This window comes from Streptomyces sp. NBC_01477 (genome assembly GCF_036227245.1).
GTDB lineage: Bacteria > Actinomycetota > Actinomycetes > Streptomycetales > Streptomycetaceae > Actinacidiphila.
In genome coordinates this window covers 2,846,191-2,862,453 of the sequence record NZ_CP109445.1, presented here as the reverse complement: position 1 = coordinate 2,862,453, position 16,263 = coordinate 2,846,191, and the positions used below count along the sequence as shown (strand labels likewise).

Here is a 16,263-nt window from a genome sequence, read left to right as displayed (position 1 = left end):
CGTCGCGGCAGTCAGGAGAGAGCCATGTCTATGCCATCGACACATGTGGGCGACCTCGCCTTCGTCGTCAGGACCATCGCCAGCACCTCGGTCGACAACGAAGGGACCTTCGGCGACCTCGACGCCGTCGCGGGAGACGGGGACTTCGGTTTCTCGCTCGCCCGCGGCTTCGAGATCGTGCTCGCCGACTGGCACACCCTCGAAGCCGACGGTCCGCCCGACGCCTTCCTGCGGAAGGTCGCCGTGGTGATCTCCAAGCGGGTCGGCGGCACCTCGGGCCCGCTATGGGGCACCGCCTTCCTGCGGGCCGCGGCGGCCGTCAAGGGCCGGCCCGAGCTGAACGCCGCGGACGCGGTGGCGATGCTGCGGGCCGCGGCAGAAGGGATCAAGGCACGCGGCAAGTCCGACCTCGGGGACAAGACGCTGCTGGACGCGCTGATCCCGATGACCGACGCCGTGGAGCGGCGGCTGTCCGCCGGCGGGGCGGCGCCGAGCGGGGCGGAACTCGCCCGGCTGGCCGCCACGACGGCGCGCAGCGCCGCCGACGCGACGACGCCCATGCAGGCCAGGCGTGGCCGCCAGAGCTACACGGGGGAGCGCAGCATCGGCTCGCCCGACCCGGGCGCCGTGGCGATCGCGGTCATGGCGGAGCGCATCGCCGCCGAGTGGGACGCGCGTGACTGTCCCACACCTCCCGCACCGACAGCACCAGGAGCGACGGCATGAAGAAATTCGTCAACGACCCGAAGGACTACGTCCCGCAGATGCTGGAGGGGCTGGCCCTGGCCAACCCCGACACCCTCAGGTACGTCCCCGAGTACAACCTGATCATGCGCGCCGACGCTCCGCGGGAGGACAAGGTCTCCGTCGTCCAGGGGTCGGGCTCCGGCCACGAGCCGGCGCACGTCATGAACGTCGGCAAGGGCATGCTCGACGCGGCCTGTCCCGGCGACGTCTTCGCCGCCCCGCCGGCCGACTTCGTCTACGAGACGGTCAAGCTGGTCGCCTCCCCGAAGGGCGTCCTGCTGCTGGTCAACAACTACACCGGGGACCGGATGGCCTTCGAGATGGCCGAGGAGCTGTCGCAGGCCGACGGCTACACCGTCCGTACCCTCTTCGTCGACGACGACGTGGCCGTCCAGGACTCGACGTACACCGTCGGCCGGCGCGGGGTGGCGGGCAACTTCTTCGTCATGAAGGCCGTCTGCGCCGCCGCCGAGCGCGGCGCCGACCTCGACGAGCTGTACCGCATCGGCGAGAAGGTCAACGCCGTCACCCGCACCATGGGCATGGCCCTCACCGCCTGCACCCCGCCGGCCAAGGGCTCCCCGCTGTTCGAACTGCCCGACGACGAGGTCGAGATGGGCGTCGGCATCCACGGCGAGCCCGGCCGGACCCGGGAGAAGCTCCAGCCGGCCGACGAACTGGTGCGCGAACTGCTCACCGCGGTGGTGGACGACCTGCCGTACACCTCGGGCGACAAGGTCGCGCTCATGGTCAACGGCCTCGGCGGCACACCGATAAGCGAGCTGTACCTGGTGTACGGGCGGGCCCACAAGCAACTGGCCGAGCGCGGCATCGAGATCCGGCGCAGCTACGTCGGCGAATACTGCACCTCGCTCGACATGGCCGGCGCGTCCCTCTCGCTGGTCCGGCTGGACGACGAGATCTCCGAACTGCTCGCCGCCCCGGCCGAGATCGCGCTCCGCGTCTTCTGACCGGCGGACGGCGCGAGGGCGGGCGTCCACGGGCGGGCGTCCACGTGCGGGTGTCCACCGGCCGGCGGTACGGACGCGCGGTACCGACGGGGGTTACGGGACCGGGTCCCGCACCCCCGCGCGTCGTCCGGGCGCGGTCAGCTGCCGTAGCGCAGGTAGACGGTGTCGCCGAGGTGGCCGTCGGGCCCCGGCGGTGACCAGGGCGACGGCGCCGGACGGCCGGACCGCCCCGTGCGGTGTCAGCTGGTGCTGTCAGGACCGCTGGGCCGGGCCGCCTGCGCCTCCCCGCCCGCGCTGGAGGGACTTCCGCCGCCGAGGGAGGACTCCTCGGCGCCGTCGGCGGGCGCCGTGAGGTAGTCCAGGCTGCCCGTGACGTCCAGCAGCCGGTCCAACTGCGCGGTGCGCCCGTCCAGATGGAGGCGTACGCCCGCGTGGCGGGTCCGGCGCCGGATCATCAGCAGCACGGACAGCCCCATGGTGTCGACGTCGACCAGCCCGGCGCAGTGCAGGTGCAGGTGGCCAAGGCGCGGGTTGTCGGCGATCTTCGCGGTGACGGCGGCCAGCAGGACTTCGGCGTTGTCGTAGTCGAGATCGCCGTGCAGCTCGATGCGGACGGTGTCCTCGGAGTCGACCGTGGTCAGGCGCAGGTGTGCGGACGGCATCGTGGTCATGCCTGCCTCCCGGTGGTGGTGCGATCGGCGGCGGTCCGACCGGTGCCGCTCCGAAGGACGGAGGCCAGCGCGTCGGTGCCGCGTGCGAGAACGCGGGTGGCCCGCGGGAAGTCCTTCAGCTCGCCGGCCAGGATGTCCAGGGCCGGCGGCAGGCTCCGCGCGGGTACGCCGCGAGCGGTCAGGATCTCCGCGGTCCAGCAGATGAACGAGGCGAAGAGTTCCTCATCCCCGAGATAGAGCGCGGTGGCGAGGAAGTCCACGATGTGCGCGAGGTCCTCCGCCGTGTGCTCCCGCTGGAGCGCGCTGTACGCCCGCATCGCGGGGAAGCCGTCCTCCAGGCCGGCGAGGACGGCCCGTACGAGCGAGCCGCTGCTGCGGGCGACCATGGTGTACTCCTGGTCGGCCAGGTGGGGCAGGTCCTCGATCGGCTGGTGGTCGCGCCGCGGGCGGGGCAGCCGGCCCCGGGCGAGGCGGTCGGCCGCGGCGCGCGCGTCGGGAGCCCAGGCGTCGGCACCGAGCAGCCGGGCGTAACGGCCGTCGGGTCCGAAAGCGGCGCCCCCGACGAGTACGGGGACGCCGACCGCCTGGCAGGCGGTGATCGCGGCGTGCGCGGCGGGCAGCCGGGTCGCGATCGAGCCCGAGAGGGCGACCACGGCGGCGTCCGTGCGGTGCAGATGGGCGATCAGGTGCGGGGACGGGACCTGGGCGCCGAGGTAGTCCACGTGCCAGCCGCGCAGTCTCAGGACCTCGGCCAGCAGCCGGGCGGGCAGCGCGTGCCACTCCCCGTCCACGCAGGCCACCGTGACCCTGCCCCGCGTCGGGGCGGTGCGGGCGGCGGGGTGCAGGGCGAGCGCGGCGACAGCCCGTTCGCTGATGGCGGTGGCGGCGTGCTCCGCGGCCACGCTGAGGCGGTTGGCGGCCCACTCCGCCCCGACCCTGCCCTGCACGGGCGCAATCACGTCCAGCAGCACGCTCTCCGGATCGACGCCGTCCTCCAGCGCGCGCAGCACCGCGCCGACGGCGGTGTACTCGTCGCACACCGAGACGGCTTCCCACAGCTCGTCAGCCGTCTGCTGGACCGCGCCGCCTCCGGAAAGACGGTGTGGACTACGCGCACTCATGCGGTGAATCTGCCCCGAGTCCGTCCGTTCACCGCGGTGAGATGGTGAGTGCGGGGCGCGGAGATCACGACGACGGCCATGTCGTCGTGGGAGCCCTGGCCGACCCACTGGGAGGTCAGCATCTGGATGTGCTCGACGATGCTCTCCGACGGCATGCCGGCGCATTCCGACAGCGCCCGCCGGAGCCTTTCCTCACCGAAGTGCGCACCGCCCATCGGGCCGCCCTTCGCCTCGGTGATCCCGTCGGTGTAGAGCACGCAGGACTCCCCGGGCGCGAGGGTGAGGCTGGTGGTCCGGGCGGGGGCGCTCGGCATGGCCCCCACCAGGGTGCCGCGGGTCTCGGCCTCCTCCACCTCGCTGCTCGCCCGGACGATCAGCGGGCTCGGGTGCCCGGCGCTGGTCAGCCGCAGGTCCACCTCGCTGCCCTTGCGTACGGCCGAGGCCAGGACCAGGGTCGCGAAGCGGGTGTGGTGCGAATTGAGCAGCGCGGTGTTGAGCAGGCTGATCATCCGCTGGTGGTCGTCGGCCATCGGCAGCAGGGCGTGCAGGGTGTTGCGGATCTTGCCGGTCAGCACGGCGGCTTCCAGCCCCTTGCCGCACACATCCCCGAGCGCGATCAGCGACGCCTCACCCTCGATGACGGCGGGGTGGACGTCGTAGAAGTCCCCGCCGACCCGCTCGTGGTCGGCCGACGGCCGGTAGCCGCCGGCGAAATCCACCCCCGAGATCTGGTGCAGCGACGGCGGGAGCAGCTCCCGCATCAGGACCTCGGTGATCGAGGACTGCTCCGCGTACAGCCGGGCGGCCGACATCGCCGCTCCCGCCCGCGCGGCGAACAGCCGGGCGAAGACCTCCTCGCTCTCGGTGAAGGTCGCACTGCCGGCGCGGCGCAGCAGGACCAGGACACCGGCCGCGACGCCGTGACCGGGCAGCGGGGTGATCACGATCGAGCCGACACGCCCGAAGCCCTCCGGCACCAGCCAGTCCGGCGCCGACCCGGGGTCGATCCACCGCGAGGGCACCGGCGGGAAGCCGCGCAACGCCTCGCCGAGACCCGGCACTTCGTCCGGGTCCACCGGCTCGTGGGACAGCGCCGGGCTGCCGCCGCGCAGGCAGGTCACCACCGGCAGCCGCTGCCCGCGCGTCGGCGCGATCACCAGCGCCGCGTCGGCGAGGTGCTCGGCGGCCAGCTGCGCGACCACGTCCATGCAGCGCCCCAGGTTCAGCGAGGACAGCAGAGTGCTGGACGCCTCGGCCAGGAACGCGGTCCGCTCCCGCTCCATGTGCAGGGCTTCCCGCGCCAGCCGGTGGTCGGTGTCGTCCACCAGCCACCACACGACCGTGCCGTCGTCCTGCGTGCTGGGATGCGCCTCGAAGCTGCGCTCACCGATCTCCCCCGACAGCGGTACGCCGGTCCCTTGTCCGGCCCGCGCGCCGGGCGCCCGCAGGGCGTCGTGCGCCTCCGACAGCCAGGACGGGACCACGTCAGCCAGGCGTGCCCCGGGCCGGGCCGCGGGCAGGACCACCCCGGCGGCGTCGTTGCGCAGCACGACAGTGCCCTGGAGGTCGGCGACCAGGGCGGGGTAGGGAGCATGGTTCCACAGCGAACCGTGCTGTGCGCCGGCGCCGGTCTGCGCGCGAGTGGAAACCATATGCTGAGGACCCGCTGGGCGAATCCCTCACCTCATCTCAAAGGAATTGCTGTTTTCAAATAACCATCCCGCATGCCGCGTCTTTCTGGCAACCAACCCGCGTGCGGCCCTCGTGAGTTGCCGGAGCGCCGCCGGACCGGGACGCGGAGGGCGTACGGGTCCGGTGGTGCCGCCCCTCAGGTCAGCATGAGCACGGCGGAGATGGTCTTGCCGGCGCTGTGGGTGGTGACCGTGACCTCGCGGGCCAGCCGGCGCACCATCTGCCAGCCGTAGCCGCCGATCCGGGGTATCTCCGCCGGTACGGCCGGCGCGGGCGGGCTGACCGGACGCACGGGGCTCGCGTCGCCGACACACAGGCGCAGCGCGTCCCCGTCGACCTCGGCGGTGAAATGGGTCAGCCCGCCGCCGTGCCGGTGGGCGTTGGTGACCAGCTCCGAGGTGACCAGGAGGACGTCCGCTACCACCACGTCCTGCGGCCGGCCGTTCCCGGGACCGCCGAAGCAGCTCTCCAGCACCGCCAGGACGGCGGCGCGGGCTTCCGCGCTGGTCGCCGGAATCCCCGCGGTGCGGGCTTCCGTGCCGGGCGGCGGAATTCCCGCCGCGGGTGCCTTCGCATGGGGCACCGGAACCACCTCCCCGGGTGCCGCCGTGGGGGACGCCGGAATCCCGTCCGCGCGGGCTCCCGTGCCGGGCGCCGGAATCCCGTCCGGGCCGGTCACCGGAATTCCCGCAGGGGGTCCGGCGGCGCTGTCGGGCCCGCTGCCCGTACCCGCGCCGTACTGCTCGCCTTCTTCTTCCCCGTTCACGACAGATGCCCGTATGCCCGGCTCCCGCGCCGCCATTCCCGCCCCCTTCCCGGGGCCCGAAGGTGCGCGCGTGGCGGCGTCAATACGTCATCGCCGCCTGGAGGCTGTCGGCCACGACGAAGGCCGACGCCGTACCGGTCACGTCGAGGAGCCGGCGTACGGCGAGGCTGGGACCCGCGATCACCAGCTCCCTGCCCGCAGCGGCGTATTCGGCCCTGGCCCGCAGCAGGGTGTCCAGGACCGAGGAGTCCGCGAAGGCCACGTCCGAGGCGTCCACCACGGTGAGCCGTCCTGCGGCGTGCAGACCCCGCTGGAGCGCGTCCGCCATCTCCACCGTGTGGCCGTCGTCGAACTCGCCCGCGATCCGCACCAGCCACACCCCGCCCTCGGCGGCCCGGGCGGACACCGCCGCACCATGCCCCGTCATACCGGCCTCCCCATCACGTCCCGTCCTCCTCGTACGGTGGCCGGACGATACCCCGTCCCGCCCGGCCGACGCATCGCGGGGCCGGGCGCCGAGAAGTCCGGGCGCCCGACGTTTGAAAGTCCGGAGTCGGTCAAGAAGGTCGCCGAAGCGCTTGAACGGCGCCGACGCAAGTGAAGGGCACCCCCTTCGGCACCACCGGATCGCCCGCCGTGAAAAACCGGGCGGTCTTTCCATCCAGAACCTCGGGAATCTGAAGGATTGGCCGGTTGATCCGGGGGTAGGCGACATTTCGGAGGTTGATCATCATGGCACCGTTGCTCATTGTTCTTCTGCTGGCGCTGATCCTTATCGGCGCGGGCTTCGCAGTGAAATTGCTTTTGTGGGTCGGCATCATCGTGCTGGTCCTGTGGGCGCTGGGATTCCTGGTGCGCTCGACCGGCTCCAACGGCAGCCGGGGCCGCTGGTACCGCTGGTAGCCGACCGGGCGCGAGCCCGGTGCGGCGCACGGGCCCGGGACCGCACCCGGGCACCGAGGTGGCCTCGAACGCGCAACGGCCCGGCCTCCTTTTGAGGCCACCGCACGCAGACCGTCACACGACTACGAATGGGACATGACGTCATGGGTGACAACAGCAAGACGCACGCCAAGGTCGACCAGGCCAAGGGCAAGGTGAAGGAGACCATCGGCCACGCCGTCGGCAACGAGCGCCTGGAGGCCGAAGGCCGCGCCGAGCAGGCCCAGGCCGACGCCCGCCAGGCCGGCGAGAAGGCCAAGGACGCGGCGAAGGACATCTTCCACACCCACGACTGAGCCCGTCACGTTCCACCCGCTGCCCGCCCGGAGGATCCCTCCGGGCGGGCAGACGCACGCCCGGGGCCGCCGCGTCCGGGTGCGGTGGCCGCGCCTCCCGGTGACCAGCCAGAACGCCCCCGGGCCGCTCCGATAGCATGTTCGGACTCCCGGCGGTGGCTCCATCGTCGCCCGTCCTTCACCGGAACGTCAGATCATCCGGCCCGAAGGGTGGCCTACTGCGCACACCTCACACATCGGCCAGACAATTGATACCTATAGCATCGCGGGTGTTTTCGCGAATAAGCAGCAGCGCAACACCCGCCGGGTGGCGCCGGCCGCGGGCGATCCTGTGGGCCGCGGCGGGCGCCGTGGTCCTCGGATTCTTCATCGCGTTGGAGATCGCCGCACGCCACTACGGCCTGCCGGGACCGCTCACCAGCCAGGCGCAAGAGGTGGTGTTCGCCCCCAAGTCGGGCTTCCTGCTGTACGCCAGCATGGGTCTGATGCTGGTGGTGCTCACCTGGCGGCAACGGCTCATCGCGGTCGGCGCCGCGGTCGGCATCGACATCGTCTTCCTGCTGGTGCGGTGGGCGGCCGACGCGGAGCCGACCTTCGGCAACGGCGCGCTGTGGGTGCTGCTGGGCTGCGCCGTCATCGCCGTCACCCGCCGCACCGGCCGGGAGCGCGCGCTGCTGCTCAAGGGCGTCGGTCTCGGCCTGCTGCTGGTGACCGGCCGCAAGACCGGCGACACCTGGCTGCTGATCACCTCCAAGACCCGGCCCATGGTGCTCGACCAGTACACGGCGACCGCCGATCACGCGCTGGGCAACCCGTCGTGGCAGGTGGGCCGGATCGTCAGGGCCTCGGGCCCGATCGGCACCCACGCCCTCGACTACATCTACATACAGCTCGCGCTCGCCGCGGTCGTCGTCGCGGTGTACCAGCTGCGCCACGTGGCGGCCGAGCGGCGCTTCCCGCGCCACCATCTGGTGCGCACCTTCCTGATCATCGGCCTCATCGGGCCGGGCATCTACATGATCTTCCCGGTGGTCGGACCGGTCTTCGCCTACGGCGCGGACGGCGGCCACTGGGCGCTGGCCGATGTGTGGCCGAACACCCCGCCGCCGATCGGTGCCCCGCACCCGATGCGCTTCGACGGAATCACCCCGCGCAACTGCATGCCCAGCCTGCACGCGGCATGGGCCACCGCCATCTTCATCCACTCCCGCAAGGGCCCGCGATTCCTGCGGTACGCCGGCGCTTTCTGGCTGGTAGCCACCCTCACCGCGACGCTCGGATTCGGCTACCACTACGGCGTGGACCTCATCGCCGGCGTCGTGTTCTCGCTCACGACAGAAGCGGCGATCCGCTCGTTCGACCGCGGCTGGGACCGGGCGGGAATCCGGCTGGCCGCTTATGGCGCGACGGTCTTCGCCGCGCTCCTGGTGTCGTACCGCTGTCTGCCGACGACGATGGCCGACCATCCGTGGGTGTTCGGCCCGCTTCTCCTGCTGGCGATGGCCTCCGTGATCCACGGCTACGTACGGACCGCCAAACGCTGGGAACCGGTGCTCGTACCGGCGCAGCGGCTGGAAGCGCAGCCCGAATTGGTGCGGACGGCGGTCGCGCGGTCCCGGTGAGCGGGCCGTACGCGCCCGGCGCGCCGCTCGCGGGTCACGGCGCCTCCGTGTCGCCGCCGCCCGTGCTGCCCGCGCCACCGGCGCCACCCGCACCCGCGCCCGCGCCCGCGAGCAGGGAGACCGCGGTGGCGATCGCCTCCTCGTCGTCGAGCAGCAGCGGCGGCAGGTCCTGCCCGGGGCCGAGCCGGTAGCCGCCGCCGGCACCCTGACTGACGTGCACCTGATAGCCCAGCGTGCGCAGCCGCTCGACATCGCGCCGGACCGTGCGCGACGTGACGCCGAGCCGGTCGGCGAGTTCGGCTTCCTCGTCCTGACCGACCCCGAGGGCAACGAATTCTGCCTTGATTAGCCGCCGTTGGGTGAGCGCGACCACGGGCCTGCGGCCGGCGTCAGACCTTGATCACGGTCACCTGGCGCCCGCCGCCCAGGGCGGTCAGGTCGTCGGGGTCGGAGGTGGGGACGACTGACCGGGCCGGGGGCGGCGAGTACCGCATGCCGCTCCGCGGCGGGTGCCGGAGATCCGCCGCCGGGCGCCGAAGGTTTTCGGGGGTCAGTTCTGCGGGCTCAGGCCTGCCACGGCCAGGCGGAAGAGGCGGGTCGCCCGGGTGCCGGGGTCGGAGTAGTGCTCGGTGGCCAGGACGATGCCGACGACCAGGGTGATCAGGTCGGCGACGGTGACGTCGGTGGCCACCGCGCCGTCCTGCGCGGCGCGGTGCAGCAGCGGGCCTGCCGCCTCTTCCAGCGCCGCCGAGCAGCTGTTCTCGTGCACCGGGCCGTCGTGGGCCAGTGCCGCCGCCAGGCCCCGGGCGGACACGGAGTAGGCGACGACGTCGTCCAGCCATTCCAGGAGCGCGTCCCGGCTGTCGCCCTGGCCGGTCAGGTCGTGGGCGCGGACGGCGAGGGCCTCGATCCGGTTCCGGGAGACCGCCTCCAGCAGTGCGCGGCGGGTGGGGAAGTGCCGGCGCACGGTCGCCGAGCCGACTCCCGCGGTGCGGGCGATCTGTTCGAGGGAGGCGTGGGCGCCACGGGCGGCGACCTCCTCCTCGGCCACAGCGAGGATGCGCGCGTAGTTGCGTCGGGCGTCCGCACGCTGGTGCTCGGGCACGGCGTCACCTCCGGGATTGTTAAGTGGCGGCCCCCGCCGTATCGTAGCGGAACGTAAACGGCGGACCCCGCCGTTTAGTTTCGGCGAGCGATCCGAGGAAGCACCATGCCCGCAACTTCTGCACCCGTCCTGGTCACCGGCGCCACCGGCAGGCAGGGCGGGGCCACCGCCCGCGCCCTGCTCGCGGCGGGTGTTCCCGTCCGCGCCCTGGTGCGCGACCCGGCCACCGACCGTGCCAAGGCCGTAGAGGCGCTCGGCGCCGAACTGGTCACCGGCGACCTCCACGACCGCGATTCCGTGACCAGGGCCGCCGAGGGCGCCCGCGCCGTCTTCTCCGTGCAGATGCCCGGCATCACCGCGGACGGCTTCGATTTCGAAGGGGAGGTGGCCCAGGGCGTCAACCTCGTCGAGGGCGCCAAGGCCGCCGGAGTGCCGCAGTTCGTGCACACCTCCGTCACCGGCGCCGGCCGGCACACCGAAGTCCCCGGCTGGGCCGAAGGCCGCTGGGCTTCGATGGAACCCACGCTCGGTGCCAAGAGCGCGATCCAGGACCGGGTCCGTGCGGCCGACTTCCCGCACTGGACGCTTCTCAAGCCGGGCTTCTTCATGGAGAACTTCCTCCCGTCCATGGCGTTCCTCTTCCCGCGCGGCACCGCGGGCGGCCTGGTGAGCGTGGTGAAGCCCGGGACCCGGCTGTCCCTGGTCGCCGTGGACGACATCGGCGCCGCCGCCGCCGCGGCCATCGCCGCGCCGGAGCGATTCGACGGCGTCGAGCTGGAGTTGGCGAGCGACTACCTGTCGATGGCGGAGATCGCCGAGGTCCTCTCCCGCGCCCTGGGTACGCGACTGTCCGCGCCCGACATGACCGAGGAGGAGGCGCTCGCCGCCGGAATGCCGCCGATGGGCGCCACCCATGAGTGGCTGAACGTGGCCGGCCAGCCGGGCCGCCCGCAGTACGCGAAGGACCTCGGCCTCTCCCTCACGAGCTTCGAGGAATGGGCGCGGCACCACATCCGCGCCACCGCCTGACCCACCCCCGGACCTCGCCCCGAATCCCGCCTCCCGCCTCTCCTTGTCCGGCTGCTCCGGGAGCACGCGGCCGAGTCCGGCACGGCGGACGACGGATCTCGCGGAGTGCGTACGGGAATGCGGCGGCGGCACCCGGGCTCGTAACGGAATCGCTTCCAAAGACGGAGGGTCCAGGGACGTCCCTGGACCCTCCGTCCATATGATCCGAGGACAAACAGACGCTGTTCGTCGTACCGGACTGCGCAGGGTACCCGTCGCCTGTGACATCGAACGGGTAAATTACCGTGGCCTCGGTCAGCGCAATTGGCACTGCTGGTTTCCGCGGTTGCTGACGCGCTGGAGGGCCTATTTTTCGTGATAGAGTCGTGGTTAATTCACAGGGCACCACGGAAAAGGGGAACGGTGTGAATACCGAGAAGGTTACGGCTCGACGTCTTACGGCCCAGGAGGTCGCCGAACTGGGGCCCCAGGACGGCATCTTCGTCTCCGCGGAGACGGAGGGGCTTCCTCTTGACTGCTACGCCCCGGCCAACCTCTCGCGGCCGGGCAAGAGCTTTGAAGGAGGGTCCTTCACCGCGCGGACGATATTCGGTGACGAAATCCAGCTCCTGCCGGACAACGCGGAGGAGCGCGGGATCTGGATTGCCGACGCGGCGGGGGAGGAAATCGAGGTTCTGCAGAGCGCCGGAATTCTGCTGAATCTCGCCCTCTTTGTGCCGGGCGGGGACAAGGAATCCCTCGATTCGCTCTACACCGCCGCGCGGGAAGCATTCGGCGCGGGGATCGTCCAGCGCTGGAGCGAGGAAGTCGTCGCGGTGCCGGAAGTCAAGGTCGACCTGTTCGAGGAGCCGATCCGGGGCCGGAAGAGCCCGAACGGCCAGAACCGCGACCGCCGCGCCCTGGACATCTACCCGACCCGGGTGCGCTTCCTGGAGCCCAGCGACGGCTGGAAGTTCGTTGTCGAACCGCATGAGGAAGTCGTCGACGACACACCGACGATCTGACGCGGCGGCCTGAGGGCTGCCCCGGCAAGGGATCCGCGGGCCGGTGCGACGGCCGGGCGCGAGATCCCGGGCATCGCGTCATGGACGCCTTCGCCCGGCCCGGGCGGCCCGGCCGCGGCACGGGATGCCCGGGCCGCGGCCCCGGTGGCCGCCGTCGGCACGGCGACAGCCGACGGCCGACGGCGGCTCCGCGATCCGGGTGCCCCGGTACGGGTACCGGGGCACCCCCGTACCGTCCGGACCGGGCCGGCCGCTCTCGTACGAGGAGGCCGGCGTGGGCCGATGAGCGGGCGGCCGAATGGCGTGACCGCGGCCGGCTGTCCGAGACCGCCCGCCGCGGCTTCGGCATGAACGTGCACGACCTCTGCCAGCTGTCCCTCGACCGCCGGCCCGACACGACCTACCCCGCCGACCGCGCCCTCCTCCTCATCCGCCCGGACCTGTCGTCCTCCCGGCCGTCCGGACAGCGGCTCACGGCGGCCTTCGAGGGCGCCCCCAGGGGCCCCACCGGGCTGGTTGGCTGCTGCCGGTCCACCGTGATGTTGCTGATGGCGGCGTTGTCGGGTGCTTCCTCCGTGATGTGCGGATGACGCGGGAACCGGACCCCGGCTCCGGACGACCGGCGGTACGCCCGAGGACGTTCCTGACGTCGTGCACTTCCCCGCACAACCAGCCCTGCCGCGCTGATCCGCCGGGCTGGCCGGATCTTTCGTGTCGCCGCCGACGGCCGCCTCGCGCCGTGCCCGTCGTTCGGACGAGCGACGTACGGAATCAGGTCCCGGGCGGTGCCTGGGGCTCCGGGGCGAGCTCCGCGATCAGGTTCTGGACCAGCGCCTTGATCTCGTCGCGGATCGGGCGGACGGCGTCCACGCCCTGGCCGGCCGGGTCGTCGAGCTGCCAGTCGAGGTAGCGCTTGCCGGGGAAGACGGGACAGGTGTCGCCGCAGCCCATGGTGACGCAGACGTCGGACCCGCGGACGGCGTCGGCGGTGAGGACCTTCGGAGCCTCGGCGGAGATGTCGATACCGACCTCGGCCATGGCCCGCACGGCGGCGGGGTTGACGGCGTGGCCGGGGGCGGAGCCGGCGGAGCGGACCTCGATGCGGTCGCCGGCCAGGTGGGTGAGCCAGGCGGCGGCCATCTGGGAGCGGCCGGCGTTGTGGACGCAGACGAACAGGACGGACGGCTTGCTGTCGGGCGTGGCAGGCGTGGCAGGCGTGTCGGGCGTACCTGGCGTGGGCGGCATGGGCGACTCTCTCGTCTCGCGGGGGCGGCGCCGGCCGCCGGTAATATCAGCGCCCGCTGGTATCAGCAGGCAGTGATGTGAGAGTATCAGTGCATGCTGACTTCAGTCGACGCTGATGTGATCCGGGTGCTGGGCGATCCCCTCCGCCTGCGGATCGTGACCCTGCTGGCGCGCGAGACGCTGTGCACCACGCACCTGGTCGAGGAGACGGGGGCCAGGCAGACCAACCTGTCCAACCACATGAAGGTGCTGCGCGAGGCCGGCCTGGTGGAGACCGAGCCCTGCGGCCGGTTCACGTACTACAAGCTCAAGCCCGAGGTGCTGGCCGCCCTGTCGGAGGGGTTCGCGCAGCTCGCCGCCTCCGCCGCCGTCGCCGGGCAGAACAAGCGGGCCTGTCCGTGAGCACCTCCGCCGAACAGACCGTCGTTTCGACCGGGGGCGACCCGGTGGTAAGACAACTCTCCACGCTGGACCGCTACTTGGCGGTGTGGATCCTGATCGCCATGGGCGCCGGAATCGGTCTGGGCCGGGCGATTCCCGGCCTCGACACCGCGCTGGCGAAGGTCGGGATCGGCGGGGTCTCGCTGCCGATCGCGGTCGGCCTGCTGGTCATGATGTACCCGGTACTGGCCAAGGTCCGCTACGACCGGCTCGACCGGGTCACCGGCGACCGTACGCTCATGGTGTCCTCGCTGGCCGTCAACTGGATCGTCGGACCGGCGGTGATGTTCACCCTCGCGTGGGTCTTCCTGCCGGACCTGCCCGCCTACCGCACCGGCCTGATCATCGTCGGCCTGGCGCGCTGCATCGCCATGGTCATCATCTGGAACGACCTCGCGTGCGGCGACCGCGAGGCCGCCGCCGTCCTGGTCGCCCTCAACTCCATTTTCCAGGTGCTCGCGTTCAGCCTGCTGGGCTGGTTCTACCTCGACGCGCTGCCCCACTGGCTGGGCCTCGGCGACGGCCAGGGCCTGGAGGTGCCGGTGTGGAAGATCGCGGTGAACGTCGTGGTCTTCCTCGGCGTGCCGCTGCTGGCCGGATTCCTGACCCGCCGGGTCGGCGAGCGCAGGATGGGCCGCGAGGCGTACGAGTCCGGGTTCCTGCCGGCGATCGGCCCATGGGCGCTGTACGGGCTGCTCTTCACGATCGTCATCCTCTTCGCGCTCCAGGGCGGCACGATCACCCACCGGCCCGGCGACGTCGCACGGATCGCGCTGCCGCTGCTGGCGTACTTCGCGGTCATGTTCTTCGGCACGTTCGCGCTCGGCAAGAGCCTGGGGCTGCCCTACGACCGCACCGCGACGCTGGCGTTCACCGCGGCCGGCAACAACTTCGAGCTGGCCATCGCGGTCGCCATCGCGACCTTCGGCGTCACCTCGGGCCAGGCGCTGTCCGGTGTCGTCGGCCCGCTCATCGAGGTGCCGGTCCTGATCGGCCTGGTCCACGTCGCCCTGGCCTGGCGAAAGAGGTTCGCCGCGGGCGCCCCGGCGGCACTCGTGCCAGTACGGCGTGACGCGAGCGGAAGATGACCGCCTGAAATCGGCGACCGGGGGTATGCGGTGGGGTTCTCCTGGGAGAGACGTCCTGGACCCCGGCGTGACAGTGCTGTTGTCGTTGTCGTACAGGTGCCTGCGGGAGCGGACGATCCATCGAATCGGTCGGCACACCTTCGAGGCGAGGCGGATTCTGCCGGCGGTCCTGGACCGCGGGATTGCCGAGACCAAGCCTTCGCCTGACCTGTTTCCGGCGTTCTGCCACAGGCGGGGTGTGCCAGGCGCGTCGGGGAAGGCCGACCGGAGCAGGCGCCGTACCCGAGGTCACAAGAACCGAGGCGGTATGTCTGTTCTGCCCAGCCTGACCATCCACCGGCATGATCGCGGACACCACACAATGATCACTTTGGCGGGTGAAATCGACCTGAACGTGACAGCGGGGCTGCACATGACGGTCGAGGACTGCCTGCGCGAGGGAATCCGCACCATCGACATCGACCTGACTGTCCTGGACTTCTGCGACGTCAGCGGCCTCAACGCCTTCCTGGCCGTCGCCGAGCGCACCGCGTCGCTCGGGGGTTTTCTTCGCCTGCGCCATCCGCGTCCCGCGATCGCCCGGCTCCTGGAGCTGAGCGGCACGGGTTTCCTGCTCCGCTCGCCGCCTTCCGCGGGGGAACGCCAGCCGGCCTCGGACCCCGCCGCGGAACGCCGCCCGGCCTCGGACCCCGTGGCCGCCGCCTATCCCGGACTGCTGACCCCGTGACCAAGACGCGGGACGCGCATCGGGTGCCGCCCTTCGAGAGCGGGGCCGGGTGATCAGCGACGGCATGGCCCGGATCCTGCGCCTCCTTCAGGTCGGCGCGGGCTCCGACGCCATCGCCGGCGTCGTCTCCGCGGCCGGCGCCGAGGCATTGGGGATGGACGGTCTCGCCGTATCGCTGGTCACCGGGGACAACCTCACCGAACCCATGTGGTGCTCGGACGCCACGACACGGCACATCGACGAGCTGCAGTTCACCCTGGGGGAAGGACCAGGGCCCGACGCGGCCCGTACCGGGGCGATGACGTGGGCACCGGACCTGGCACGGGTCCCGTTCGCCCGCTGGCCCGCCCTGGCCATGGAGGCCCCCGACCTCGACGCCCGGGCGTTGTTCTGCTTCCCCATGAGCATCGGCGCCATCAGCGTCGGCGTCCTGACCGCCGTGCGCCGCACCCCCGGCCCGATGACGGCCCAGCAGATCGACGACGCCACGATCCTGGCCGCCGCGCTCACCGCCCGCTGCCTGGCCGGCGGCAGCGGTCCGGACCCGGGTCCATCGGAGGCCCCCTCCCTCCCGGACTCCTCCCACTCCCTGCGGCACGCGGTGGTCCACCAGGCGACCGGCATGCTCAGCGTCCAACTCGCCCTGCCCCTGCCCCAAGCCCTGCTGCGGCTGCGCGCGCACGCCTACAGCAGCGGGCGTTCCCTCACCGACGTCGCCCAGGACGTGGTGGACCGGCGCCTTCGCCTGGACCCGGGCGGCAACGGCACACCCCCGACCGCCGTAGACAAGGACTGA

Annotated in this window: 20 protein-coding genes and 1 pseudogene; 12 read left to right on the top strand and 9 right to left on the bottom strand. The window is 71.9% G+C overall.

Going from position 1 to position 16,263, the window contains the following annotated elements:
* Positions 1-24 precede the first annotated feature (24 nt).
* Positions 25-726: a dihydroxyacetone kinase subunit DhaL gene (gene dhaL, locus OHA86_RS11515; RefSeq protein ID WP_329174711.1), complete on the top strand. Its 702-nt coding sequence runs from the start codon at positions 25-27 to the stop codon at positions 724-726.
* Positions 723-1,718 carry a dihydroxyacetone kinase subunit DhaK gene (gene dhaK, locus OHA86_RS11510; protein WP_329174709.1) on the top strand — a complete coding sequence of 332 codons (996 nt, stop codon included), beginning with the start codon at positions 723-725 and terminating at the stop codon, positions 1,716-1,718. Before dhaL ends, dhaK begins: the two co-directional genes overlap by 4 nt.
* Before the next feature lie 239 nt (positions 1,719-1,957).
* Here dhaK and OHA86_RS11505 read toward each other — a convergent pair whose 3' ends face one another.
* The 6 genes from OHA86_RS11505 to OHA86_RS11480 form a co-directional block, all read right to left on the bottom strand.
* Positions 1,958-2,389 (bottom strand): STAS domain-containing protein, encoded by a 432-nt coding sequence (locus OHA86_RS11505; protein WP_329174707.1) that lies wholly within the window; start codon positions 2,387-2,389, stop codon positions 1,958-1,960.
* On the bottom strand, positions 2,386-3,510 hold the full coding sequence (locus OHA86_RS11500; RefSeq protein ID WP_329174705.1) for a cobalamin B12-binding domain-containing protein: 1,125 nt from the start codon (positions 3,508-3,510) through the stop codon (positions 2,386-2,388). Before OHA86_RS11500 ends, OHA86_RS11505 begins: the two co-directional genes overlap by 4 nt.
* Positions 3,507-5,162, bottom strand: a complete 1,656-nt coding sequence (locus OHA86_RS11495; RefSeq protein ID WP_329174703.1) for a PP2C family protein-serine/threonine phosphatase — start codon at positions 5,160-5,162, stop codon at positions 3,507-3,509. Before OHA86_RS11495 ends, OHA86_RS11500 begins: the two co-directional genes overlap by 4 nt.
* A gap of 176 nt (positions 5,163-5,338) precedes the next feature.
* Positions 5,339-5,785, bottom strand: coding sequence for an ATP-binding protein (locus tag OHA86_RS11490; protein ID WP_329174701.1), 447 nt, complete (start codon positions 5,783-5,785; stop codon positions 5,339-5,341).
* A gap of 262 nt (positions 5,786-6,047) precedes the next feature.
* Entirely contained in the window at positions 6,048-6,395 is a 348-nt protein-coding gene (locus OHA86_RS11485; RefSeq protein ID WP_329174699.1) for an STAS domain-containing protein, read from the bottom strand.
* Positions 6,396-6,525: 130 nt separating this feature from the next.
* The gene (locus tag OHA86_RS11480; RefSeq protein WP_329174698.1) at positions 6,526-6,702 is read right to left on the bottom strand and encodes a hypothetical protein; all 177 of its coding nucleotides are present in this window, start codon (positions 6,700-6,702) and stop codon (positions 6,526-6,528) included.
* Between OHA86_RS11480 and OHA86_RS11475 the strand changes: the two genes are divergently transcribed.
* From OHA86_RS11475 to OHA86_RS11465, 3 genes are all read left to right on the top strand, one after another.
* The gene (locus OHA86_RS11475) at positions 6,701-6,871 is read left to right on the top strand and encodes a hydrophobic protein (RefSeq protein WP_329174696.1); all 171 of its coding nucleotides are present in this window, start codon (positions 6,701-6,703) and stop codon (positions 6,869-6,871) included. The genes OHA86_RS11480 and OHA86_RS11475 overlap by 2 nt on opposite strands.
* Positions 6,872-6,999: 128 nt before the next feature.
* The gene (locus OHA86_RS11470; RefSeq protein ID WP_443071703.1) at positions 7,000-7,206 is read left to right on the top strand and encodes a CsbD family protein; all 207 of its coding nucleotides are present in this window, start codon (positions 7,000-7,002) and stop codon (positions 7,204-7,206) included.
* A 326-nt stretch (positions 7,207-7,532) separates the two neighbouring features.
* Complete coding sequence (locus OHA86_RS11465; RefSeq protein WP_329182364.1) at positions 7,533-8,828, top strand: phosphatase PAP2 family protein; 1,296 nt, start codon at positions 7,533-7,535, stop codon at positions 8,826-8,828.
* Positions 8,829-8,904: 76 nt separating this feature from the next.
* On the opposite strand, the pseudogene OHA86_RS11460 reads toward OHA86_RS11465, so the two are convergent.
* Positions 8,905-9,126: pseudogene (locus tag OHA86_RS11460) on the bottom strand (helix-turn-helix transcriptional regulator); the annotation flags it as partial.
* A 252-nt stretch (positions 9,127-9,378) separates the two neighbouring features.
* A complete protein-coding gene (locus OHA86_RS11455) occupies positions 9,379-9,933 on the bottom strand; it encodes a TetR/AcrR family transcriptional regulator (RefSeq protein WP_329174694.1) in 555 nt (184 codons plus the stop codon).
* Positions 9,934-10,038: 105 nt separating this feature from the next.
* On the opposite strand from OHA86_RS11455, the gene OHA86_RS11450 reads away from it, so the two are divergent.
* From OHA86_RS11450 to OHA86_RS11440, 3 genes are all read left to right on the top strand, one after another.
* Complete coding sequence (locus tag OHA86_RS11450) at positions 10,039-10,962, top strand: NmrA family NAD(P)-binding protein (protein WP_329174692.1); 924 nt, start codon at positions 10,039-10,041, stop codon at positions 10,960-10,962.
* Positions 10,963-11,366: 404 nt separating this feature from the next.
* Entirely contained in the window at positions 11,367-11,966 is a 600-nt protein-coding gene (locus OHA86_RS11445; protein ID WP_329174690.1) for a hypothetical protein, read from the top strand.
* A 347-nt stretch (positions 11,967-12,313) separates the two neighbouring features.
* Entirely contained in the window at positions 12,314-12,556 is a 243-nt protein-coding gene (locus OHA86_RS11440) for a hypothetical protein (protein WP_329174688.1), read from the top strand.
* A gap of 181 nt (positions 12,557-12,737) precedes the next feature.
* Here OHA86_RS11440 and OHA86_RS11435 read toward each other — a convergent pair whose 3' ends face one another.
* A complete protein-coding gene (locus OHA86_RS11435) occupies positions 12,738-13,211 on the bottom strand; it encodes an arsenate reductase ArsC (RefSeq protein WP_329174687.1) in 474 nt (157 codons plus the stop codon).
* A gap of 93 nt (positions 13,212-13,304) precedes the next feature.
* Between OHA86_RS11435 and OHA86_RS11430 the strand changes: the two genes are divergently transcribed.
* The 4 genes from OHA86_RS11430 (at position 13,305) to OHA86_RS11415 (ending at position 16,263) form a co-directional block, all read left to right on the top strand.
* Positions 13,305-13,613 (top strand): ArsR/SmtB family transcription factor, encoded by a 309-nt coding sequence (locus OHA86_RS11430; RefSeq protein WP_329174684.1) that lies wholly within the window; start codon positions 13,305-13,307, stop codon positions 13,611-13,613.
* The gene (gene arsB / locus OHA86_RS11425; protein ID WP_329174682.1) at positions 13,610-14,740 is read left to right on the top strand and encodes an ACR3 family arsenite efflux transporter; all 1,131 of its coding nucleotides are present in this window, start codon (positions 13,610-13,612) and stop codon (positions 14,738-14,740) included. Before OHA86_RS11430 ends, arsB begins: the two co-directional genes overlap by 4 nt.
* 307 nt (positions 14,741-15,047) lie before the next feature.
* Positions 15,048-15,467 (top strand): STAS domain-containing protein, encoded by a 420-nt coding sequence (locus OHA86_RS36040; RefSeq protein ID WP_443071700.1) that lies wholly within the window; start codon positions 15,048-15,050, stop codon positions 15,465-15,467.
* 49 nt (positions 15,468-15,516) lie between these two features.
* Positions 15,517-16,263, top strand: coding sequence for a GAF and ANTAR domain-containing protein (locus OHA86_RS11415; RefSeq protein ID WP_329174680.1), 747 nt, complete (start codon positions 15,517-15,519; stop codon positions 16,261-16,263).